At 72.6% G+C, this 22,095-nt stretch carries 17 protein-coding genes; 10 read left to right on the top strand and 7 right to left on the bottom strand.

The genetic code is table 11. The annotated features are described in order from the left end of the window. Positions 1-89: 89 nt before the first annotated feature. Positions 90-962, top strand: a complete 873-nt coding sequence (locus tag ACGF1Z_RS11690; RefSeq protein ID WP_393002593.1) for a helix-turn-helix domain-containing protein — start codon at positions 90-92, stop codon at positions 960-962. A gap of 114 nt (positions 963-1,076) precedes the next feature. Here the strand turns inward: ACGF1Z_RS11690 and ACGF1Z_RS11685 are convergent, their stop codons facing one another. From ACGF1Z_RS11685 to ACGF1Z_RS11675, 3 genes are all read right to left on the bottom strand, one after another. After that, positions 1,077-1,877, bottom strand: coding sequence for a maleylpyruvate isomerase family mycothiol-dependent enzyme (locus tag ACGF1Z_RS11685; protein WP_393002591.1), 801 nt, complete (start codon positions 1,875-1,877; stop codon positions 1,077-1,079). A gap of 323 nt (positions 1,878-2,200) precedes the next feature. Continuing rightward, positions 2,201-3,475: an MFS transporter gene (locus ACGF1Z_RS11680; RefSeq protein WP_393004125.1), complete on the bottom strand. Its 1,275-nt coding sequence runs from the start codon at positions 3,473-3,475 to the stop codon at positions 2,201-2,203. A gap of 17 nt (positions 3,476-3,492) precedes the next feature. Beyond that, a complete protein-coding gene (locus tag ACGF1Z_RS11675; protein ID WP_393002589.1) occupies positions 3,493-4,032 on the bottom strand; it encodes an ArsR/SmtB family transcription factor in 540 nt (179 codons plus the stop codon). A gap of 208 nt (positions 4,033-4,240) precedes the next feature. Between ACGF1Z_RS11675 and ACGF1Z_RS11670 the strand changes: the two genes are divergently transcribed. Further along, positions 4,241-4,798, top strand: a complete 558-nt coding sequence (locus tag ACGF1Z_RS11670; RefSeq protein ID WP_393002587.1) for a hypothetical protein — start codon at positions 4,241-4,243, stop codon at positions 4,796-4,798. Between the two features lie 272 nt (positions 4,799-5,070). Here the strand turns inward: ACGF1Z_RS11670 and ACGF1Z_RS11665 are convergent, their stop codons facing one another. Continuing rightward, positions 5,071-5,973, bottom strand: coding sequence for a LysR family transcriptional regulator (locus tag ACGF1Z_RS11665; protein WP_393002584.1), 903 nt, complete (start codon positions 5,971-5,973; stop codon positions 5,071-5,073). A 124-nt stretch (positions 5,974-6,097) separates the two neighbouring features. On the opposite strand from ACGF1Z_RS11665, the gene ACGF1Z_RS11660 reads away from it, so the two are divergent. Further along, on the top strand, positions 6,098-7,033 hold the full coding sequence (locus ACGF1Z_RS11660) for a DMT family transporter (protein ID WP_393004123.1): 936 nt from the start codon (positions 6,098-6,100) through the stop codon (positions 7,031-7,033). 170 nt (positions 7,034-7,203) lie between these two features. Here the strand turns inward: ACGF1Z_RS11660 and ACGF1Z_RS11655 are convergent, their stop codons facing one another. Together ACGF1Z_RS11655 and ACGF1Z_RS11650 are read right to left on the bottom strand one after the other, a co-directional pair. Continuing rightward, complete coding sequence (locus tag ACGF1Z_RS11655; RefSeq protein WP_393002582.1) at positions 7,204-7,512, bottom strand: STAS domain-containing protein; 309 nt, start codon at positions 7,510-7,512, stop codon at positions 7,204-7,206. 543 nt (positions 7,513-8,055) lie between these two features. Next, the gene (locus ACGF1Z_RS11650; RefSeq protein ID WP_393002579.1) at positions 8,056-9,720 is read right to left on the bottom strand and encodes an ROK family protein; all 1,665 of its coding nucleotides are present in this window, start codon (positions 9,718-9,720) and stop codon (positions 8,056-8,058) included. A 172-nt stretch (positions 9,721-9,892) separates the two neighbouring features. On the opposite strand from ACGF1Z_RS11650, the gene ACGF1Z_RS11645 reads away from it, so the two are divergent. Genes ACGF1Z_RS11645 through ACGF1Z_RS11630 form a run of 4 tightly spaced genes read left to right on the top strand, consistent with a single transcriptional unit; the run spans position 9,893 to position 14,514 of the window. Continuing rightward, on the top strand, positions 9,893-11,203 hold the full coding sequence (locus ACGF1Z_RS11645; RefSeq protein WP_393002577.1) for an ABC transporter substrate-binding protein: 1,311 nt from the start codon (positions 9,893-9,895) through the stop codon (positions 11,201-11,203). 11 nt (positions 11,204-11,214) lie between these two features. Continuing rightward, positions 11,215-12,207, top strand: coding sequence for a carbohydrate ABC transporter permease (locus ACGF1Z_RS11640; protein WP_393002575.1), 993 nt, complete (start codon positions 11,215-11,217; stop codon positions 12,205-12,207). Positions 12,208-12,244: 37 nt separating this feature from the next. Then, positions 12,245-13,084 (top strand): carbohydrate ABC transporter permease, encoded by an 840-nt coding sequence (locus ACGF1Z_RS11635; RefSeq protein WP_393004121.1) that lies wholly within the window; start codon positions 12,245-12,247, stop codon positions 13,082-13,084. Between the two features lie 35 nt (positions 13,085-13,119). Further along, positions 13,120-14,514, top strand: a complete 1,395-nt coding sequence (locus ACGF1Z_RS11630) for a GH1 family beta-glucosidase (RefSeq protein WP_393002573.1) — start codon at positions 13,120-13,122, stop codon at positions 14,512-14,514. Between the two features lie 439 nt (positions 14,515-14,953). On the opposite strand, the gene ACGF1Z_RS11625 is transcribed toward ACGF1Z_RS11630, so the two are convergent. Then, entirely contained in the window at positions 14,954-15,973 is a 1,020-nt protein-coding gene (locus tag ACGF1Z_RS11625; RefSeq protein ID WP_393002571.1) for a LacI family DNA-binding transcriptional regulator, read from the bottom strand. A gap of 200 nt (positions 15,974-16,173) precedes the next feature. On the opposite strand from ACGF1Z_RS11625, the gene ACGF1Z_RS11620 reads away from it, so the two are divergent. The 3 genes from ACGF1Z_RS11620 (at position 16,174) to ACGF1Z_RS11610 (ending at position 21,934) form a co-directional block, all read left to right on the top strand. Continuing rightward, positions 16,174-18,366, top strand: coding sequence for a discoidin domain-containing protein (locus ACGF1Z_RS11620; RefSeq protein ID WP_393002569.1), 2,193 nt, complete (start codon positions 16,174-16,176; stop codon positions 18,364-18,366). Between the two features lie 261 nt (positions 18,367-18,627). Next, the gene (locus ACGF1Z_RS11615; protein WP_393002567.1) at positions 18,628-20,796 is read left to right on the top strand and encodes a discoidin domain-containing protein; all 2,169 of its coding nucleotides are present in this window, start codon (positions 18,628-18,630) and stop codon (positions 20,794-20,796) included. A gap of 46 nt (positions 20,797-20,842) precedes the next feature. Continuing rightward, positions 20,843-21,934: a DUF1996 domain-containing protein gene (locus tag ACGF1Z_RS11610; RefSeq protein WP_393002565.1), complete on the top strand. Its 1,092-nt coding sequence runs from the start codon at positions 20,843-20,845 to the stop codon at positions 21,932-21,934. Positions 21,935-22,095 lie beyond the last annotated feature (161 nt).

The following is a 22,095-nucleotide window of genomic DNA, read 5'->3' as shown; positions in this document are numbered from 1 at the left end:
AGCTGCTTGCCGCGTCCGGTGCTGTCGGGGCGAGTGAGGACAGGTTCGACTGGTTCTGTGAAGCGGTGTCCACCGAGGTGATGCCCATCATGCTCAGTACGCGGCACGCGGCCGACTTCCGGGCGGGCATCACGTATCTGGACCTCGGCGTGGTGCGGCTGTCCGCCGTGGCCTCCTCGCCGGTGCTCTCCCGCCGCACCTCGGCTCACGTCCGGCGCGGCGATCCCGAGCACCTGCAGCTGGCGCTCATCACGCGAGGTTCCCTGCGGATCTCCCAGCTGCGCAACGAATCGGTGGTCGCGGGAGGACTCGTGCTGACCGACACCTCACGGCCGAGTGAGGGGGAATGCACCGGCGGCCAGATCGAGTCGGTGGTCCTGCAGATCCCCCGTCAGGCCCTGCCGCTGCGACCGGACCGTCTGGACGGCCTCCTCGCGCAGAGCCTGGCCGCGGACGAGGGGTCAGGGGTGATCCTCGCCGAATTCCTGAAGTCCCTGCTGTCGTACGGCCCGGGCTGTCGTCCCGAGGAGCTGAACGGGATGGGGTCCGTGGCTCTGGACCTGGCCACCGCCTTTCTCGCCCGGCAGCTCGGTGACGCCGGCGAGGCGCCTGCCGAGGCCCGTGCGCAGGAGACACTGCAGCGGATTTATCGCTTCGTCGAGAACAACCTCGGCGACCCGGGGCTGACTCCCCAGATGATCGCCGACCGCCACAACATGTCCCTGCGCCAGCTGTACAACCTCTACGCCGACCAGCCGCTGACCGTCGCGGCCCACATCCGCCGAAGCCGGCTGGAACGCGCCCGTGCCGACCTGGCATGCCGGGAACTGAGCAGCTCGCCCGTCCACGTGATCGCGGCCCGCTGGGGCTTCCCGAGCCCCACCGGTTTCAGCCGGGCGTTCCGCGAGGCCTACGGGATGACGCCCACCGAGCACCGCACGTACTCCCTGGGGGCACGGTGAGACGGGACGGACGCCACGCCGCCTCGCGCGGTCGAGCCCGGGACCGCGACCGACGAGCGGCGAAGGGGCGGGTCCCACCGGCTGGAGGCGCGGCCGACCGGCCCCCGCTACGGCCTACTTCTCCTCCGGCTCCCAGGCGCGCAGCAGGTCGAGCAGCCCTGCGTCTCCGTCGACGTGCAGGGAATCGGCCTGGATCCGGTCGTACAGGTAGAGGACCAGCTCACTGGCCGTGCCGTGGACGGCGGCACCGGCTGCGTCCGAGTCCTCGCCGGTCGCGGCGGTGGGCGCGGGGATGCGGGTGACGCGTGCGCCGTCGCCGTCGACGGTGAGGCGCCAGGAGCGGCCCTCGGCGGCGTGGAAGTCGAAGGCCGTGGGCTTGTGCGGCCAGGCGCTCGGCGCCGCGCAGACGGTGAAGAGGAACTCCTCCACACCGTCGAGCGCCGGTTCGAGCGGCAGTGGCTCCGGCACGCCCCCGGCGAGCTGGGCGTCGTAGGTGTGCACCGCGGTCTCCTGGACCCGGTGCCGGGCGGTGCCGCCGGCGGTCTGCGGCGACTGCGAGGCGGGCCACCACGTCCAGCAACCGCTCTCCGGTCCCGCCGCGCGCAGAGCGCCCAGCAGAAGCTGCGTCGACGCGTCCAGCCAGGCCAGCAGGGCCTCACGCTCCTGCGGCACTTCGAGAGCGGCGCGCGCGGCGACGGCCTCGGCCGGGGGCGCGTCGGCGGGCCCCGCGCCGACGATGGCGGCCCAGAAACGGTCACCCCCACCCAGGTGCTTCACCAGATCGAACAGCGTCCACCCAGGGCAGCTCGGCACCGCTGCGTCGAGACGGGGCGCGGCGGCGACCACGGCGCGGAAGGCGGTCGACCGCTCATCGATCAGTCGCAACAGGTCGGGGAACTCAAGAGTCTTCTCCACACCGGATCCCTATCACTGTGCTCCGGTGTGCGGACAGCGGTTTTCGCAGTCGCCGCCGGTTGGCCATGTCGGACGCCCTCGCCTCCCGCCGCTCGGGTGACAGGCTGCGCACTGCCGCGAGGACTCTGGTGCTGGCGACACGTCAGGCGCGTTCGCCGGTGCGGGAGTTCAGGCGTCACTGCCGACCGGCTCTCTTACGTTCGGTACGACAGCCGCCCCTTGCGGCAGCGGGTACCTCCTCTGCTGCCGCCGTCTGCGGTCACTCCGGCAGGACGCCGCCACGTCGGCCCGGCCCAGCGAGGGAGGGGAGGCTGGGGGCGGCGTCACGACACGTCGGATGCCTTCTCCCGTTCGGGGTCCACGGACGATGACGGGCGGCCTGGACCGTCGGTCCGCGCGGCGGCCAGTGCCGCCTCGACCCGGCGGTTGCTGGTCATGGACGCCGTGACGGCCGTCATCGTCAGGAGGAGCGCGGCGGCGGCGTAGAGCGGGGTGCGGATGTCGTAGGCGGTGGCCAGCCAGCCACCCAGGAAGGCCCCGAGGGGGGCGGCGCACATGGCCAGCATGCGGGAGGTCGAGGCGACCCGGCCCATCAGGTGGGCGGGGACGATCGCCTGCCGGAGGGAGGGGGCGAGCACCATGGTGGCGCCCATGCCGGCCCCGCAGACGGCGAGCGCCGACCCGGCCACGTACGGGTTCGGAGCAGCGGCCAGGACCAGGATCGCCAGCCCTTCGACGGCGGCTGTGCAGGTCAGTGCGGTCCCGGTGCCGAGTCGGCGCCCGAGCGGGGAGGCGATGCCCGCACCGATCAGACCGCCGGTGGCCTCCGCGGTGAGGAGCAGGCCGAAGCCGTAGGTGTCGATGCCGAGACGGTCGTGCGCGAAGAGGGCGAGGACGGTCTCCACGGCGAGGAAGGCGACGTTCCCGACCGCCGGACGGAGCGCCAGACCGAGCAGCACCCGGTCCCGGAAGACGTACGAGGCCCCTGCCCGCGCCTGCCGGAGCAGCGACTCGTGGAGCTGCGGAACGGGCCGGGGCATGGCGGGCAGCGTGCGTACGAGCAGCGCCGAGAGCAGGAACGACACGGCGTCGGTGAGCAGGGGAGCGGCGCGTCCGCCTGCGAGCAGGGCGCTGCCCGCAGGCGGTCCGGCGAAGCCGGACATGGCCGTCTGGGCGCCCCGCAGACGGGAGTTGGCCCGCTCCAGAAGCGCGGGATCCCGGCTCAGCAGATCCGGCAGGTAGGCCGTGGCGGCCGTATCGAAGAAGAGCCCGCCGACACCGAGCAGGAAGGCGACGGCCGCGAGGAGCGGGATGCTCAGCACGTCGAGCACGGCCGCCCCGGCGGGTATCGCGAGCAGCACCGCCCGGGCCGTGTCCGCGACCCACATCGTGCGCCGACGGTCCCAGCGGTCCACCAGCGCTCCGCCGAGCACCCCGAAGAGCAGCCACGGCAGCGTCCCCGCGGCCGTGACGACGGCGAGTGCCATCGGGTCCCGGGTCAACGTCAACGCGAGCAGCGGCAGCGCGGCGTGCGTCACCCCGTCACCGAACGAGGAGACCGTCTGCGCGGTCCACAGCCGTCCGAAACCGGTCGGCAGCCTTCTGGTCCCCTGGGTCACTTGGAGTCCCCTTCCGCCTGCGTGCGCGGGGCCGGCCGGAACAGCGCGAAGGCGAGAGACACGTCCGGCAGCGACGGGTCGGACAGCTGCCGGTACTCCAGCGCGAGGGCCTCCAGGCGCGCCCCGAGCTCGGCGAACTGCTCGTCGGTGAGCCGCAGATGCATCATCCCCACATGCCGCTCGCCATCCGGCGGAGACGCCTCCAGGTCCGCCACCGCGTGCCGCATCAGCACATCCGGCTGTCCCGCCCCCGTCTCCGGCAGCACGATCGACCGGGCTGCCATGGCGTAGTACCGCTCGGTGACGCCCCGCACCTTCCGGGTCCGCACCACCTTCACCAGGCCGGCCCGTTCCAGCAGCCGTACGTGATAGCTGGAGCTTCCCTTCGCGAGTCCGACCCGTTCCGCGATCTGCGTGATCGTCGCCGGCTCGAAGCGGAGCACGGCCATGATCCGGTGGCGCGTGAGATTGGAGACGGCGCGTAGCTGCTCGTCAGAGGTGACGTGAAACGTCTCTGGAAGATCGTCGGTAGCCATGTGAGCAATGGTCAACGATTCTTGACCATTAGGCAAGGGGTTTCGCCTCCCTACCGGCGCACGGTGCGAAACGTCCTCCTCCCCGAACTGCCCGCGCGCCCGTCCATCCCCGAGGGGCCCATCGGAGAACGCTTCCTGATCACTCGTCACGGTGCATCGCCCGCAGGTCTCACCCCCGTCGGAGCCGCGGTCCGCGATCGTGGTGCCCATGCACCCCCGTCGCACCGCACCCGCCCTCCTCGTGGGACTGCTCCTCGCCGTCACCGGCTGCGTCGCCGTCCCCGGCGTCCCGCCGACAGGCCCGGCCCGGCCGCCTGCCGGCCTCGCTCCGGCCGACGACCGACCCCCGGCTCCGCTCCCGCGCGACTGGCCCGCACCCACGCAGGACACTCCGCGGGAAGCACTCGACACGACCGACCCCGACCCGGTGCCCGGTGGCCCGGGTGCCCCGGCCGAGCGAGGCGGGACGCCCCACGGGGCGCCGGCCGCCGAGCGGGCCGCCCGCCCCGGGTCCGCCGGGCGCAACGAGTCCGCCGGACGCAACTCCGCCAAGCGCAACGGTGCCACCCGGCGGCAGGTGCGGCCGAAGGCACCCCAGCAGGCGAAGGGGTCGCACCGGACCTCCACGGCGAAGAAGCCGCACCGCGTCACCCGGACCCGGCCGGGCGCCGAGCCGGCCGACATGCGCCGGCTCTGCCGCGAAGCCGAACGCATCCGGGTCCCCTACGGAGTTCCCGCCCTCTGTCGCAGTCAGTACGGGCGCTGACGACGCGCCACCGAGGGACCGCCGACGCAGTCGCCCGCGTGCGACACGTGGAGGATGCGGGGGAGTGCGCCGACGACCGGGACGGGCGCGGGTCCACCGTCCGACGCCCGGCCTGCACGGCGAGCCGGCACCGCCCGTCGTTCCCGGCGCACGACGACGGGTGCGCCGATCACCGACCAACCGTCAGCTCGGTCGTCACGCGACGCCAGCAGGACGCACCTGCCGAGGTGATGCCCTCCCCGTGCGGCGCCCGACGCACGGAGCCGGGGGCGTCAGTCCCGCACCGCCCTCGCCGTGTCCCGGAGCGCGGCCACCAGACGCGCGAGCGGCGGCTGCCCTCCGGCGGTCTCCCGGATGGCGGCGTGGATCGCGCGGACCGGTTCGGGGGCGCGTACCTTCCTGACGGCGACACCGGGGTGGCGCTGCCCGGCCAGTCCGAGTAACGGGACCAGCGCGACGCCGAGACCCGCGGCGACGAAGCCCTGCGCGGTCGCGTAGTCCTCGCTCTCCACCGCGAACCCGGGACGGAAGCCCGCCGCGGAGCAGGCCTCCAGGACCATGTCCAGGCAGGGGCCGGGCCGATCGCCGCCCACCCAGGGCTCCTCGGCGAGGTCGGCCAGGTCGACGACGCGCCTGGTCGCGAGCCGGTGGCGCTTCGGAAGGACGACGCGGTACGGGTCGTCGAGCAGATGGACGAGGCGCAGCCCGGGATGGGCCGCGCCTCGGCGCCGTACCACCACCGCGACGTCGGCCCGGCCCTGGAGCACCTCCTGCACGGGGTCCTCCGGGTCGGTCATCCCGAGGTCCAGACGTACCCCCGGGTGGTGGGCGCGGAAGGCGGCGACGGCGGGGGCCACCAAATGCGCTCCCGCCGTGGCGAAATACCGCACCGTCAGATGACCGCTCCGACCCGCCAGCAGGTCACCGAGCGCGGCTCCGGCCTCCGCCACCTGCTGTTCGATGACGGCGGCGTGTTCGGCCAGCAGACGACCGGCCGCCGTCGGCCGAACGCCCCGTCCGGCGCGTTCGAGCAGTGCCGTCCCCGCCTGCCTTTCCAGCGCCGCCACCTGCTGACTGACGGCCGAGGGAGTGCAGGCGAGGGTGGTGGCGGCTGCGCTGACCGAACCCCCTTCGACCACCGCGCGGAGTACCTGGAGACGTCGCACCTCAAGCATGTAGCCCATCTTAAGGGTGCTGAAGAACCTTTCACTTGTCCTGTCGCGTTCCGGCGGGCAGCGTTCGTCCTGCCGCCTCCCAGGCGCGTCCGAACGAACGAAAGGCAGGTGCCCCGTGGTGCGGATGGCCGTCCTCGCCCTCCTGTGGGGATCAAGTTTCCTGTGGACCAAGCTCGCGCTGCGCCACGGGCTCTCCCCGCTGCACGTCACCGTGCTGCGCTCCGTCCTCGGGGCCGCGGTGCTCCTCCTCCTCGCGCGTGCCGCCGGCCAACGGCTGCCCCGCGGCGGCCGGACGTGGTTCCGCCTCGTCGTGGCGGCCTTCCTCTGCAACACGCTGCCCTTCTTCCTGGCGGCCCAGGGGGTGCAGACGGTCGACTCGGGGCTGGCCGGGGTGCTCAACGCGACCACCCCGCTCTGGTCCCTGTTGATCGGCATCTTCCTCGGTACGGAGCGTGGGCGTCAGCCGCTCCGGCTCGGCGGACTGCTGCTGGGATTCGCGGGCGTCCTGCTGATCTTCTCGCCGTGGCAGGGCAGCGGCGCCGCCGCGGGCGGCGGAACCTTCGGCTGGGGTGCGCTGGCACTGCTCGGCGCGGCCGCCAGCTACGCGGTGGCCTTCGCGTACATGGGGCGCGTCCTCTCCGACACCGGCACCGAGGGCCTCGCACTCTCCGCCGCCCAGCTGAGTGCCGCCGCCGGCCTCAGCGCACTGGCGCTTCCGGCGGACGGCGGCACGACGGCCGGGTTCAACCTCCAGGCACTCGCGGCGGTCACGGTCCTCGGCGTCTTCTGCACGGGGCTGACCTTCCACCTCAACTACCGCCTGATCGCCACCGAGGGGGCCACCAGTGCCGCCACCGTCGGGTACCTGCTTCCCGTCGTCTCGACGGCTCTCGGCGCGCTGTTCCTCGGTGAGCCGCTGAGCCTGCGGACCGTCACGGGGATGATCGTGGTGCTGGGCGGGGTGTTCCTGACGCGACGGCACCGTGACCGACCGAGCCCCGGGACCCTGCCGACCGCTGCCCTTCCGGTCGCCGCCGGCGACCGGGCGAGCCGGTCGTGAGCCCCTCGGGGGTCCGTCCGGCAGGAGGCGTCCGGGCCGCGGTTCCGTCCGCCGCCGCGTGGACACCCGCAACGGTGAGGCGAGCTGTCGCGTCGTCAGGTGGTGCGTCACCGCCTCCGATCACGGCCATCAGGTCGACCGGGCCGTGAGGCGTTTCACACCCGCCACGGTCACGTGCGGAGGAGCACCGCGTCGGCACCGGTGAGGGCCAGGACGCGCTTCGGTCCCTCCTGCAGGCCGGTGAGCACGAGGGGACTGCCGGCTTCCCGCAGACGGCGCTGCAGTATCAGGAGGAAGTTCAGTCCGGAGGAGTCCATGAAGGTGACTCCGGACATGTCCAGGCACAGCGGCGTGCCGCTGGAAGGGGCCACCCGGGTGGCCCTTTCGAGTGTGGGGCAGGACGCGAGGTCCATCTCCCCGGACACGGTGATGACCATGCGGTCAGCGTCTTCGCGGGTGGTGAGGATGAGATCGCTCATGGTTCACCCCTCTCTTCAGGGGTCGAGCCCGACGCACCCCGGTCGCGGGGTGCCAGGAGCATGACGTGGGGTCATGCGCAGACCAGCAAGACCACCCGAACCGCGTCCCGGCCCTCCGTGGACAGCCTGCGCGGGCGGCTCGGGGTCTCCTACCAGACCAGGCTGGTGTCTCCCGAGCGTCCCACACCTCACCGCCCCGAGGCCAGGCCGTGGTCTCCGGGCCCCGTCTCGGGTACCCCTCCCGTCCGTCCCCGCCACGCGAGTTGCCGTACGGCCCACCACGGGCGGCGGGCGCCGGGGGAGGAGCCGCGGTCCCGTGGAGGCCGCGGAGGCGCGAGCGGGCAGTCGGCCCGCGCGGCGCGGCGTCCTCCCGCGCGCCCCGGCCGGGCTCAGGGGCAGCCGGGCCGGAACGGCGCACGGGGGCGGCGCCGACACGGCCCCGCCCCGTGCCTGGCATCAGGTCGACGCAGCCCCGCGCGGCCGGAATGGTGAACGGGTCAGGTCGACGCCCCCCGCCCGGCCGGACGGGAAGGGCGCCCGGTCTCAGGTGGAGGCCCGGTCCCGCAGGGCCGTCTGCCAGGCGGGCGCCGGGATGCTCGGGGCCCGCTCCGGGCGGCGGCCGCCCTGGGCGAAGAAGTCGACCAGCGGCAGCAGTCCGGCCCCGACGGTGACCGCCTCGGGTCCGAGGGTGCCGAGCGCGATCTGCGTCCGGCCGCCGGGGTGCCGGAGCGCGTACGCGCGGGCGTACGCCGTCACCGTGGCCAGGAACCGCGAGCCGAGCTGGAGCCCCGCCCAGCCGCCGACGAGGATCCGCTCCGGCTGGAAGAGATTGATGAGGTCGGCCAACCCGGCGCCCAGGTACTCGGCGGTCTCGTCGAGGACGGCGAGCGCGACCGCGTCCGGTACCGCGTCAGGAGCCCCGGGCGCCTTCGGACTCGCGCCGGACCCGCCCCCGCCGTGCGCCTCAGGTCCCCCTGAACGCGCCCCGGAAGCGCCCGCGCCGGTTGCCCCGGTGCCGGAACTCCGGTCCCGGTCCGCCCCGGAGACGCCCGCGCCGGCAGCCCCCGCCGCCCCGGACGGATCGGTCCCGTACACCCCGTACACCTGGTACGTCCCCAGGGCGCCCACCCCGGTTCCCCCGCCCCCGGTTCCCCCGCCCCCGGCGCCTCCGGCCCCGGCACCCTCGACGCTGTGCGTCCCACCCCCGTACATCCCGACCCCCGGCGGCCCCGTCCGCCCGGATTCCCGAGCCGCCGGAGCCTCCGGTCCGTCCGTCGCCGGGTACGCGGCCGCGAGCATCGAGGTCAGGGCCGTCTCCTCGTCGGCGCCGGCCGGTGGCTCGCCGCCCGCTTCGCGCCAGCGTTCGAGCAGAGCCTCCGCTCCGGCGTACGCCTCCAGACAGCCCTGAGCGCCGCAGCGGCAGCGGCGCCCCCGCACCCGTACGGTCAGGTGGCCCCACTCCAGTGCCTGCCCGGGGCCCAGCGGATCGTTCACCACGCACGCGCCGACGCCGGAGCCGAAGAGCACGACCACCGCGCTGCGGGCCCCGCGGCCCGCGCCGAACCACATCTCGGCCTGGCCCAGGGTCTTGGCGCCGTTCTCGATCCGGTACGGGACCTCGGCCGGCAGGTCGACCGTCTCGCGGAGCAGCCGCTCCAGCGGCACCGCGTCCCAGCCGATGGTCTGCCCGTGCACGACCGCCCCCTGCTCCGGCGTCCGCTCGACGATGCCCGGTACGCCGATCCCGACGCCGAGCAGCCGCTCGGCGGACACGCCGGCCGTGCGCAGGACTTCGGCGATGCCGTCCCTGAGGTGTCCCACGACCACCGCGACCTCGTACCGCGCGGTCCGGGGCCCTGAGCTGGCCAACGCCCTTTCGGTGCGGGCGAGTTCGGTGAGCGCGAGATCGAACAGCTCGATGCGCACCCGGGTCTCGCCGATGTCGACGCCGATCATGCAGCCGCTGTCCGGCGCGATCCGCAGCAGGGTGCGGGGGCGCCCGCCCGCCGAGTCGACGCTGCCGGCCTCCTCCACGACCCCTTCGGCGACCAGTTCGGCGACCACGTTGCTGATCGACCCCGAGGAGAGTCCGGTCGCCGGACCCAGCATCAGCCGGCTCATCGGACCGTCGAAGTAGAGCCGCCGCAGCACCGCCGTCCGGTTCTCGCGCCGCAGGTCGCGCACCGTGCGGCCACTCTTCGCGTGCACTCTCGTCCCCGTCCGTCGTAGTCGTCGGCTGCAACATACCCGCACGGCAAGCCTTGACGCGACTTTCTCATGGGGTTTAACTCACATCCTAAATTAAGCCGATGAGGCGGTGGGCGATCCGGGCGCCCCCTCTTGTCGGTACTCCCGCCTTCCCTGAAAGGGACCAGGAGCCATGCGCAGAATCAGAGCCGCCGTCACGGGTGCCGTCACCCTCTCCCTCGTCTTCACCGCGACCGCCTGTGGCGGCGGGGGAGAGGACGGCGGCGGCCAGGCGTCGAAGACCCTCACCTACTGGGCCACGAACCAGGGCTCCAGCCTCGAGGTCGACAAGAAGGTCCTCCAGCCCGAGCTCGACCGGTTCGAGAAGGAGACCGGCATCAAGGTGAAGCTGGAGGTGATCCCCTGGTCCGACCTGCTCAACCGGATCCTCACCGCCACCACCTCGGGCCAGGGCCCGGACGTGCTGAACATCGGCAACACCTGGAGCGCCTCCCTCCAGGCCACGGGCGCCCTGCTGCCCTGGGACGAGAAGAACTTCGGGGCCATCGGCGGCAAGGACCGCTTCGTCGACTCCGCCCTCGGCTCCACCGGAGCCCCCGGACAGGACCCGGCCGCCGTCCCGCTCTACTCGATGGCGTACGCCCTCTACTACAACAAGCAGATGTTCAAGGACGCCGGCATAGCCAAGCCGCCGACGACCTGGGACGAGGTCGTCGCCGCGGGCAAGAAGCTCAGCAGGGACGGCAAGTGGGGCATCGGGGTCGAGGGCTCCAACCTCTCCAACAACATCCACCAGGTCTTCGTCCTCGGCAAGCAGCACGGCGCCGACTTCTTCACCGCCGACGGCCGGCCCGACTTCACCTCCGACGGCGCCGTGGCCGCCGTCAAGCAGTACGTCGACCTGATGGCCGCCGACAAGATCGTCGCCCCGGGCAACGCCGAGTACGCGCAGAACCAGTCCCTGAGCGACTTCGCCAAGGACAGGACGGGCATGGTCCTCTGGCAGACCCCGTCCCAGACCTTCGCGTCCCAGGGCATGACCGAGGACGAGTGGGGCGTCGTCCCCGCCCCCGTCCCGTCCGGGAACCTGGTCACCGGCACCGCCACCAACTCGATGGTCGCCGGCATCAACATGGCGGTCTTCAAGAACACCGACAACCGCGACGGCGCCCTGAAGTTCGTGAAGTTCATGACCAGCGACAAGGAGCAGGTCCTCCTCAACAAGACCTACGGCTCGGTCCCGCCGGTCAAGACCGCGCAGAACGACCCGGCCTTCGCCGGCCCGTCCCTCGCCGTCATCCGCGACACCCTCGCCTCCAGCGCCGCGGCCCTCCCGCAGGTGCCGGAGGAGTCCCAGTTCGAGACGGTCGTCGGCACCGCCGTCAAGGAGCTCTTCGCCGACGCCGCCGCCGGCCGTCCCGTCACCACCGAGTCCGTCAAGGCCAAGCTCGAAAAGGCCCAGCAGCAGATGCCGAAGAAGTAGGCCGCGGAACCATGACCCAGACCGCCGTCACCTCCCCCGCGGAGCCGGCGGTGCGCAGGACGACGCCCGGAGGGGCGCGCACCGCACGCCGCTCCGGGCGTCGCCGTCCCGCACTGCCCTACATGCTGCTGCTGCCCGCCCTGCTCCTCGAACTCCTCGTCCACCTCGTGCCGATGCTCATGGGCATCACCATGAGCTTCAAGGAACTCACGCAGTTCTTCATCCGCGACTGGGCGGCCGCCCCCTGGTCCGGACTCGACAACTTCTCGGTCTCACTCGACTTCGACGAGGCCGTGGGGCAGTCGCTGCTCAGGTCCTTCCTGACCACCTGCCAGTTCACCGTGCTCTCCGTCGGCCTGTGCTGGCTTCTCGGGACGGCCGCCGCGATCCTCCTCCAGGAGAACTTCCGCGGCCGGGGCGTCCTGCGGACGCTGTTCCTCGTCCCGTACGCCCTGCCCGTCTACGCCGCCGTCATCACCTGGGCGTTCATGTTCCAGCGCGACAACGGCCTCGTCAACCACGTCCTGCACGACCAGCTCGGCATCGGCGACAGCCCCGCCTTCTGGCTGATCGGCGACAACAGCTTCTGGGCCCTGCTCGTCGTCTCCGTCTGGAAGGGCTGGCCGTTCGCCTTCCTCACCGTGATGGCCGGACTCCAGAACATCCCCCGGGAGATGTACGAGGCCGCGGCCCTGGACGGGGCCGGCGTCTGGCGGCAGATCCGCCACATCACCCTGCCGTCCCTGCGACCGGTCAACCAGGTCCTCGTCCTGGTCCTCTTCCTGTGGACCTTCAACGACTTCAACACGCCGTTCGTGCTCTTCGGCGAGGCGGCCCCGGAAGCGGCGGACCTCATCTCGCTGCACATCTACCAGTCGTCCTTCCAGACGTGGAACTTCGGCACCGGCTCGGCCATGTCCGTGCTCCTGCTGCTCTTCCTGCTCCTCGTCACGGGCGTCTACCTCCTGCTCACCACCCGCGGAAGGAAGACCTCCGATGTCTGAAGCCGTCCACCGGCGCGCGGCCCGGCCACGCTCCCCGATGGCCCCGCCGCGCTCCTTCACCTGGACCCGCCGCATCGTCCTCACCCTCCTCACCGGCTTCGTCCTGCTGCCGGTGTACGTCATGGTGTCCAGCTCGCTGAAGCCGCTGGAGGACGTGTCGGGCACCTTCGAATGGATCCCGTCCGGGCTCACCCTGCGCCCCTACGCGGACATCTGGAAGACGGTCCCGCTCGCCGACTACTTCGTGAACTCCCTCGTCGTCGCGGGCGCCGCCACCGTCCTCTCCGTGGCCGTCGCGATCTTCGCCGCGTACGCCGTCAGCCGCTACGACTTCCGCGGCAAGCGGGTCTTCGCGGTCACCGTCCTGTCGACGCAGATGTTCCCCGGCATCCTCTTCCTGCTGCCGCTCTTCCTCATCTACGTCAACATCGGCAACGCCACCGGCCTCGCCCTCTTCGGCTCCCGCGAAGGCCTGATCCTCACCTATCTGACCTTCTCCCTGCCCTTCTCCATCTGGATGCTCACCGGATACCTCGACTCGATCCCGCGCGAGCTCGACGAGGCCGCCAAGGTCGACGGCTGCGGCCCGGTCGGCGCCCTCTTCCGCGTGATCGTGCCCGCCGCTCGCCCCGGCATCGTCGCCGTGGCCGTCTACGCCTTCATGACCGCCTGGGGCGAGGTCCTGTTCGCCTCGGTCATGACCAACGACACCACCCGCACCCTCGCCGTCGGCCTCCAGGGCTACGCCACCCAGAACGACGTGTACTGGAACCAGGTGATGGCCGCCTCCCTCGTGGTCAGCGTGCCCGTCGTCGTCGGCTTCCTGCTCCTCCAGCGCTACCTCGTCGCAGGCCTCACCGCGGGTGCGGTCAAGTGACGCCCTTCTCTCCACCGAACTCGAAGAGGTCCTCCGTGTCCGTCCCCGTGTCCGCCCCCGCCCCCGACACCGCCGGCGCCGTCCAGCCCGACCTCGCCGCCTTCCCGCCCTCCTTCGCCTGGGGCACGGCGACCTCCGCCTACCAGATCGAGGGCGCCGTCGCCGAGGACGGCCGCGCCCCCTCCATTTGGGACACCTTCGCCCACACCCCCGGCGCGATCGACAACGCCGACCACGGCGACGTCGCCTGCGACCACTACCACCGCTGGCCCGAGGACATCGCCCTCATGAAGGAGCTCGGCACCGACGCCTACCGGATGTCGATCGCCTGGCCCCGCGTCGTCCCCGGCGGCGACGGCCCCGTCAACGCCGCCGGACTCGACTTCTACGACCGGCTCGTCGACGGCCTGCTCGACGCCGGCATCACCCCGTCCGTCACCCTCTACCACTGGGACCTCCCGCAGGCCCTGCAGGACCGCGGCGGCTGGTCCTCCCGCGAGACCGCCGAACACCTCGCCGCGTACGCCTCCGTCGTCGCCGAGCGCCTCGGCGACCGCGTCACCCGCTGGGCCACCCTCAACGAACCCCTCTGCTCCGCCTGGATCGGTCATCTGGAGGGCCGGATGGCGCCGGGCCTCACCGACCTGCCGACCGCCGTCCGCGCCTCGTACCACCTGCTCCTGGGTCACGGCCTCACCACAGCAGCCGTCCGGGCCGCCGCCCCCGGCGCCCGCGTCGGCCTGGTGACCAACCACTCCACGGTCGCGCCCGCCTCCGGCAGCCCCGAGGACCTCGCCGCCGCCCGCCGCATGGACGGGCACAGCAACCGCTGGTGGCTCGACCCGGTGTACGGCCGCGGCTTCCCCGCCGACATGCGCGAGCTCTACGGGGTCGACCTTCCCGAGCGTCCCGGCGACCTGGCGGCCATCGCCGCCCCGCTGGACTGGCACGGCCTCAACTACTACTTCCCCGTCACCGTCGCCGACGACCCGGCCGGCCCCGCCCCGTTCGCCCGCGAGGTCCGCCTCCCAGACGTGCCGCGCACCGGCATGGACTGGCAGATCGAGGCGGCCGGCCTGGAGAGCCTGCTGCTGCGGCTCACCGAGGAGTACGGCGTCCGCGAGCTGTACGTCACCGAGAACGGCTCCGCCTTCCCCGACACGGTCGGCCCCGACGGCGCCGTACACGACCCCGACCGCACCCGCTACCTGGAGGGACACCTCGCCGCCTGCGCGAGCGCCGTCCGCAAGGGCGTCCCGCTCGCCGGCTACTACGCCTGGTCGCTCCTGGACAACTTCGAGTGGGCGTACGGCTACGACAAGCGCTTCGGCCTCGTCCACGTCGACTACGCCACCCAGAAGCGGACGGTGAAGACCAGCGGTCGCCGCTACGCCGAACTCATCCGCGCCCACCGGCGGCTGCGCGGCTGACCGGCCGCCGCCGGGACCCTCCGGAAGGCCGTCCCGCTGTCGCCGGGACGGCCTTCCGCGCGACCCGCGCCGGACCCCGCCGCCTCACCAGGCCCCCGTGGACGAGGAGAGTCCCGAGCCGTGCCACCGCCCCTCGCCTGCAGCGCGCCGGGTCCCCTCGGGCGGCCGCGCCGCGCCCCGGGCGACGGTCGTCAGGCGCACCGGTCCCGCCGGGGCCGCTCCCGCGCCGCCGAACCCGGCGACGGCAGGCGGCGGGTGCTCAGCAGCGGCCCCGGGCCTGCCCGCCCATGCACCACGCCGTTCTCGCCGACACCGGTCCGTACGGCGTCATCCCGCCCGTCCCCGCCGGGGTCGTCGCCGCGCCGCCCGCCCGGTCCGGTCGACGGTTCGCCGAGGGCCGACGGCCGCACCCGGCCTCAAGGCCTGAACCGCCCCGGGATCAGGCCGACTCCCGGATCACCAGAGCCGGCTCGAAGACCACCGACCCGGACTCCGGCGTGCCGCCGTCGAGCTGGGCGAGCAGCAGCCCGGTCATGGCGGCCGCCATCTCCTCCACCGGCTGCCGCACCGTGGTGAGCGGGGGAGTGGTGTCCCCGGCCGCCGCCGAGTCGTCGAAGCCGACCACGGCGACGGTCCCCGGCACGGCGACGCCCCGTTCTGCGAGGAGGCGGCAGACGCCGCGGGCCATCAGGTCGTTGGCGGCGAACACCGCGTCGATGTCCGGGTGCCGTTCGAGCAGTCGGGCCATCGCCTCCCGGCCGCTCTCCTCGGTGAACCGGCCCCGTTCGACCGGCACCGCGCCGGCTCCGCGCGCGGCGAGCGCGGCCGTGAAGCCGTCGAGCCGCTCGCGCGCGGTCGGCGCCGACACCGGCGCGGCGACGGTCGCAGGCCGCCGCCGCCCGGTCGCCCACAGGTGCTCGGCGGCCAGCCGAGCCCCCGCCGCGTTGTCCAGGTCCACCCAGCCGCAGCGGACCCCGGCGCCCGGGCGCCCGAAGAGCACCGTCGGGAGGCCGGCCGCGACCAGCATCCCGGGCAGCGGGTCGCTCTCGTCGAGCGGCACCACCAGCGCCCCGTCCGCGCCGCCGCGCCGCAGGTAGTCGACGAGCTGGAGCCGGGCCGCCTCGGACTCGGCGACCAGCAGCACCGGCTGTACCGCGCGCTCGCGCAGCACCGGCAGCACGCCGTCGACCACCCGTCCGAAGAAGGGGTCGGAGAAGAGCCGGGCGGTGAAGGATCCGCCGGTCGCCGAGAGGACCAGCGCCACCGCGCCGGTGCGCCGGGTGACCAGGGACCGGGCCGCCTGGTTGGGCGCGTAGCCGGTCCGGGCGACGGCCGCGCGGACCGTCTCCTGGATCTCCGGTGCCACGTTGCGCACGCCGTTGACCACGCGGGACACCGTCGCGCGCGACACCCCCGCCTCGCGTGCGACGTCCTCCAGCGTCGGTCCTCGATTCCCCATCCGCGCACTTTATCGGTGCCGTGTGTCCGATGGGTGAGCACGTGGCAACGGGCGCGCCCGCACAGCGGACACTCCCGATCGATGCTTAATGCAAGCCAAAAGAAAAGCCGTGTCGCATGCCTTGACCGTCCACTGCGGTGCCGTGCATGGTTTCGGAGAGCGCTCTCCCACGTGTCCGTCCTGTATCACCGAGGAGACTCATGTCCCCCGTAGGGTCCCCGCCGGTCCGCCGGCGCCCCGCATCCTCACTCCGCCGCTCCACGGTCGGCGCCCTCGTCGCCTCCCTGGCCGGCACGCTGCTCGCGGCCCTCCCGGCGACCACCGCCCAGGCCGCCGACACCCTGCTCTCGCAGGGAAGGACGGCGACCGCCTCCACCGTCGAAGGAGCCGCCTTCCCCGCCTCCGCCGCCGTCGACGGCGACCTCGGCACCCGCTGGGCCAGCCAGTGGCAGGATCCCCAGTGGCTTCAGGTCGACCTCGGCGCCGCCCGCCAGCTCAACAGAGCCGTCCTCACCTGGGAGGCCGCCTACGGCAAGAGCTACGAGATCCAGGCCTCCGACAACGGCACCGACTGGCGCACCGTCACCGCCGTCACCGCAGGCGACGGCGGCACCGACGAGGTCACCCTCTCCGGCTCCGGCCGCTACGTCCGGGTGAACGGCCTCACCCGGGGCACCGGATACGGCTACTCCCTCTGGGAGTTCCAGGTGTACGGCTCCACCGACGGCACCGGCCCGCAGCTGCCCGGCGGCGGAGACCTCGGACCCAACGTGCACGTCTTCGACCCGTCCACCCCCGGCCTCCAGGCCAAGCTGGACGCCGTCTTCCAGCAGCAGGAGTCGGCCCAGTTCGGTGCCGGCCGCCACGCCTTCCTCCTCAAGCCCGGCACGTACAACGGCCTCAACGCCCAGATCGGCTTCTACACCCAGATCGCCGGCCTCGGCGTCCGCCCCGACGACACCACGATCAACGGTGACGTCACCGTGGACGCCGGCTGGTTCAACGGCAACGCCACCCAGAACTTCTGGCGCGGGGCCGAAGGACTCGCCCTCAACCCGGTGAACGGCACCGACCGGTGGGCCGTCTCCCAGGCGTCCTCGTTCCGCCGCATGCACGTCAAGGGCGGGCTCAACCTCGCCCCCAACGGCTACGGCTGGGCCTCCGGCGGCTACATCGCCGACTCCAAGATCGACGGCCAGGTCGGCAACTACTCGCAGCAGCAGTGGTACACCCGCGACAGCACGATCGGCGGCTGGTCCAACAGCGTCTGGAACCAGGTCTTCTCCGGCACCGAGGGCGCGCCGGCGACCTCCTTCCCCGAACCGCGCTACACCACCCTCGACACCACCCCGATCTCCCGTGAGAAGCCGTACCTGATCTGGGAGGACAACCAGTACAAGGTCTTCTCCCCGGCCAAGCGGACCAACGCCCGCGGCACCACCTGGGCCAACGGCACGCCGCAGGGCGAGAAGATCCCGCTCACCCGGTTCTACGTCGTCAAGCCCGGCACCAGCGCCGCGACCATGAACCAGGCCGTGCAGCAGGGCCTGCACCTGCTCTTCACGCCCGGCGTCTACCACGTCGACCGGCCGATCGAGATCAGCCGAGCCGGCACCGTGGTGCTCGGACTCGGCCTCGCCACGATCGTCCCCGACAACGGCGTCGCCGCGATGAAGGTCGCCGACGTCGACGGCGTCCGCCTCGCCGGCTTCCTCGTCGACGCCGGCTCCGTCAACTCCCCGGTCCTGCTGGAACTCGGCCCCCAGAACGCCGCCGCCGACCACGCCGCCAACCCGACCACCGTCCAGGACGTCTACATCCGCGTCGGCGGTGCCGGCCCCGGCAAGGCCACCACGAGCATGGTCGTCAACAGCGACGACGTCATCGTCGACCACACCTGGGTCTGGCGCGCCGACCACGGCGACGGCGTCGGCTGGGAGACCAACCGCGCCGACTACGGCGTCCGCGTCAACGGCGACGACGTGTTGGCCACCGGTCTCTTCGTCGAGCACTTCAACAAGTACGACGTCGAGTGGTACGGCGAGCGGGGCCGGACGATCTTCTACCAGAACGAGAAGGCCTACGACGCCCCCAACCAGGCCGCCATCCAGAACGGCGCCACCAAGGGCTACGCCGCCTACCGCGTGGACGACTCGGTCACCACGCACGAGGCCTGGGGTCTCGGCAGCTACTGCAACTACAACGTGGACCCGAGCATCGTCCAGGACCACGGCTTCAAGACGCCCGTCAAGCCGGGAGTGAAGTTCCACAGCCTCCTCGTGGTCTCCCTCGGCGGCATGGGCCACTACAACCACGTCATCAACGACACCGGGGCGTCCACCATCCCCGCGGGCACCTCGACCGTGCCCTCCACCGTCGTCTCCTTCCCCTGACGGTCTCCGCCGGGACGCGCCCGACCGACGCGTCCCGGCCCCGGTCCCGAGCCGCCCCGCCCCGGCCCCCGTCCCGCCCCGGCCCGCCGTGTGTCGGCCGCCCCGGGCCGGGCCTCCAGCCCCCCGCCCGGCGCACCCGGCCCCCGACCCCTTCCGGCCCGGCGCGCCCGGGCCCCCGAACCCTTCCGGGCGGTGCTCATCGCCCCGCCGCGCCGCCCGGAAGGCGATCCCCCTCCCTCCCCTCCCGTCCAGGAGCCCCCCATGACCACCGCCCCGACCACACGAAGGCGGGCCCGGGCCACGGCCTCACTCGTGTCCCTCGGTGCCCTGCTCGCCGCCTCCGCCACCGTGCTGGGCGCGGCCCCCGCCACCGCCGCCGAGACCCTCCTCTCCCAGGGAAGGACCGCCACCGCCTCCTCCGTCGAGGGCGCCGGCTACGCCGCGGCCGCCGCCGTCGACGGCGACCTCACCGGCACCCGCTGGGCCAGCCAGTGGAGCGACGACCAGTGGCTGCAGGTCGACCTCGGCGCACGTGCCGACATCAGCCGCGTCGTCCTGAACTGGGAGGGCGCGTACGGCAAGGCCTACGACATCCAGCTCTCCGACAACGGCACCGACTGGCGCACCGTCAGGTCCGTGACCGCCGGGGACGGCGGCACCGACGACCTCACGCTCTCCGGCGCGGGCCGCTACGTGCGCCTCCAGGGCGTCACCCGCGCCACCGGATACGGCTACTCCCTCTGGGAGTTCCGGGTCTACGGCGACAGCGGCACCACATCGCCCGCCCCCGGAGGCGCCGTCCGGGTCGCCGGCTCGCAGGGCGACTGGCGACTCACCGTCGGCGGACAGCCGTACATCGTCAAGGGCCTCACCTGGGGCCCGGCCCTCGCGGACGCCGCCCGCTACATGCCCGACGTGAGGTCCATGGGCGTCAACACCGTCCGCACCTGGGGGACCGACGCCGGCTCCAAGCCCCTGCTCGACGCCGCGGCCGCCCAGGGCGTCCGCGTGATCAACGGTTTCTGGCTCCAGCCCGGGGGCGGCCCCGGCTCAGGCGGCTGCGTCAACTACGTGACGGACACCACCTACAAGAACAACATGCTCACCGAGTTCGCCAAGTGGGTCGACACCTACAGGTCCCACCCCGCCACGCTCATGTGGAACGTCGGCAACGAGTCCGTCCTCGGCCTGCAGAACTGTTACGGCGGAGCCGAACTCGAAGCCCAGCGCAACGCGTACACGACCTTCGTCAACGACGTCGCCAAGAAGATCCACTCCATCGACCCCGACCACCCCGTGACCTCCACGGACGCGTGGACCGGAGCCTGGCCGTACTACAAGCGCAACGCCCCGGACCTCGACCTGTACGCGATGAACTCCTACGGCGACATCTGCGGAGTGCGCCAGGCCTGGACCGACGGCGGGTACACCAAGCCCTACATCATCACGGAGGGCGGTCCCGCGGGCGAGTGGGAGGTCCCCGACGACGCCAACGGCGTCCCCGACGAACCGACCGACGTCCAGAAGGCCGACGGCTACACCAGGGCCTGGGGCTGCGTCACCGGCCACCAGGGCGTCGCCCTCGGCGCCACCCTCTTCCACTACGGCACCGAGCACGACTTCGGCGGGGTCTGGTTCAACCTCCTGCCCGACGGGCTCAAGCGCCTGTCCTACTACGCGGTCAAGAAGGCCTACACCGGCTCCACCGCCGGCGACAACACCCCGCCGGTCATCACGAACATGACCGTCAGCCCGGCCTCCGCGGCCCCGGCGGGCCGGGAGTTCACGCTCCGCGCCGACATCCGCGACCCCGACGGGGACCCCGTCACCCCCAGGATCTACCTCAGCGGAAACCACGCCAACGGCGACAAGCGCCTCGTCGACGCCGCATGGCGGGCCACCGGCAACGGCACCTTCGCCGTCACCGCGCCCGAGAAGCTCGGCGTCTGGAAGGTCTACGTCCAGGCCGAGGACGGCCACGGCAACGCCGGCATCGAGACCCGGTCCGTGAAGGTCGTCGCCCCGCCGGTCAGCGGCACCAACCTCGCGCTGGGGAAGCCCACCACGGCCTCCTCCTTCCAGGCCTCCTACGGCGACTGCCCCTGCCCGGCCGCCAACGCCACGGACGGCAACCCCGGCACCCGCTGGGCCAGCGACTGGAGCGACCCGCAGTGGATCCGGGTCGACCTCGGCGCCGTGCGCTCCTTCAGCCGCCTCCAGCTGATCTGGGACCCGGCCTTCGCCCGCGCCTACGAGGTCCAGGTCTCCGACGACGGAAACGCCTGGCGCACCATCCACACCACGAGCGACGGCAACGGCGACGTCGACACCGTCGAGGCCGGCGCCACCGCCCGCTACGTGAGGCTCCAGCTCACCGCACGCGGCACCGGCTGGGGCTACTCGCTCCACGAACTCGGCGTCTACAGCTGACACGACGCCGCCGTCCCCCTTCCGAGGAGAACCGAGGAGAGAACCGATGAGAATCCGCGGCCGGACCCTGTCCGCCTTACTGCTCGCCACCGCCCTCGGCGTCTCGGCGCTGTCGGTCGACGCCTTCACCGCTGCCGCCTCCGGCCCGAGCGACGCCCCCGCCGTCCGGACGGCCGTCCCGTCCCACACGGGGCACGTGATGGGAGCCTCCGCCCTCCCGTCGGGCGACGACGCCGACGGGGACGGCTACATCCCCGCGAACCCCCAGGTCACCGGAGTCATCCCCTCCCAGGCGGTGCCCCCGCAGGCCTACTTCCACGAGTTCCAGGCCAACTGCTCCGTCACCCACACCGCGTCGGACGACCCGATCGTCTACCCCGGCCAGCCCGGCGCCTCCCACGACCACACGTTCATGGGCAACACCGGCACCAACGCCCACTCGACCACCGCGTCCCTCACCGGCGGGCCCACCACCTGCAACGCCCCCGCCGACTCCTCGGCGTACTGGATGCCCTCGCTCTACAAGGGCGACCAGAAGATCCTGCCCGTCGGACCCCAGGTCATCTACTACAAGTCGGGCGTCACCGACTACCGGAGCGTGCGTCCCTTCCCCAAGGGCCTCCGCTTCGTCGTCGGCAGCCCGATGCAGAGCGCCCAGGAGTTCCGCAGTCACAAGGGCTTCGTCGAGGGCTGGGAATGCGGTGACAGCTTCTTCAACGTCGACTTCCCGGCGAGCTGCCCGAGCCGGCCCGACGTGCAGCTCAACATCCGTTTCCAGGCTCCCAGTTGCTGGAACGGCCTGTACCTCGACACCCCCGACCACAAGAGTCACATGGCCTACCCGGTCGTCAAGCCCGGCACCAACGACAACATGTGCCCGGCCTCCCACCCGGTCGCCCTGCCGATGATCGAGTTCAAGATGGCCTTCCCGGTCAACGGCGACATGAGCCAGGTCCGCCTGTCCAGCGGACGCGGCTACTCCTTCCACTACGACTTCTTCAACGCGTGGGAGGAACGCACCCTCAAGGCCCTGGTCGACCACTGCGTCGTCGGCGGCCTGCAGTGCGACACTCGCGGCTACGACCAGAACCACCCCGAACGCGGAGCGGTGCTGGACTCCGACCACCGCCTCCCCTGACCCCCCGCTCCACCCTGTACGGGGCGGCCCGGACGCCCCTCGCGGCGCCCGGGCCGCCCCCGCACACGCCCGGTCGCGCGCGCCCGCACCCCCGCCTCGGACCTGCTGCACGCCCCGCTCCCGTGCCTCGGACCCGCCCCCCAGACCCGCCTCGTACGCCC

Source organism: Streptomyces sp. NPDC048018 (assembly GCF_043202995.1).
Lineage (GTDB): Bacteria > Actinomycetota > Actinomycetes > Streptomycetales > Streptomycetaceae > Streptomyces.
Note: the sequence above shows the minus strand (reverse complement) of the source record. Positions and strands in the feature narration are given on the sequence as shown.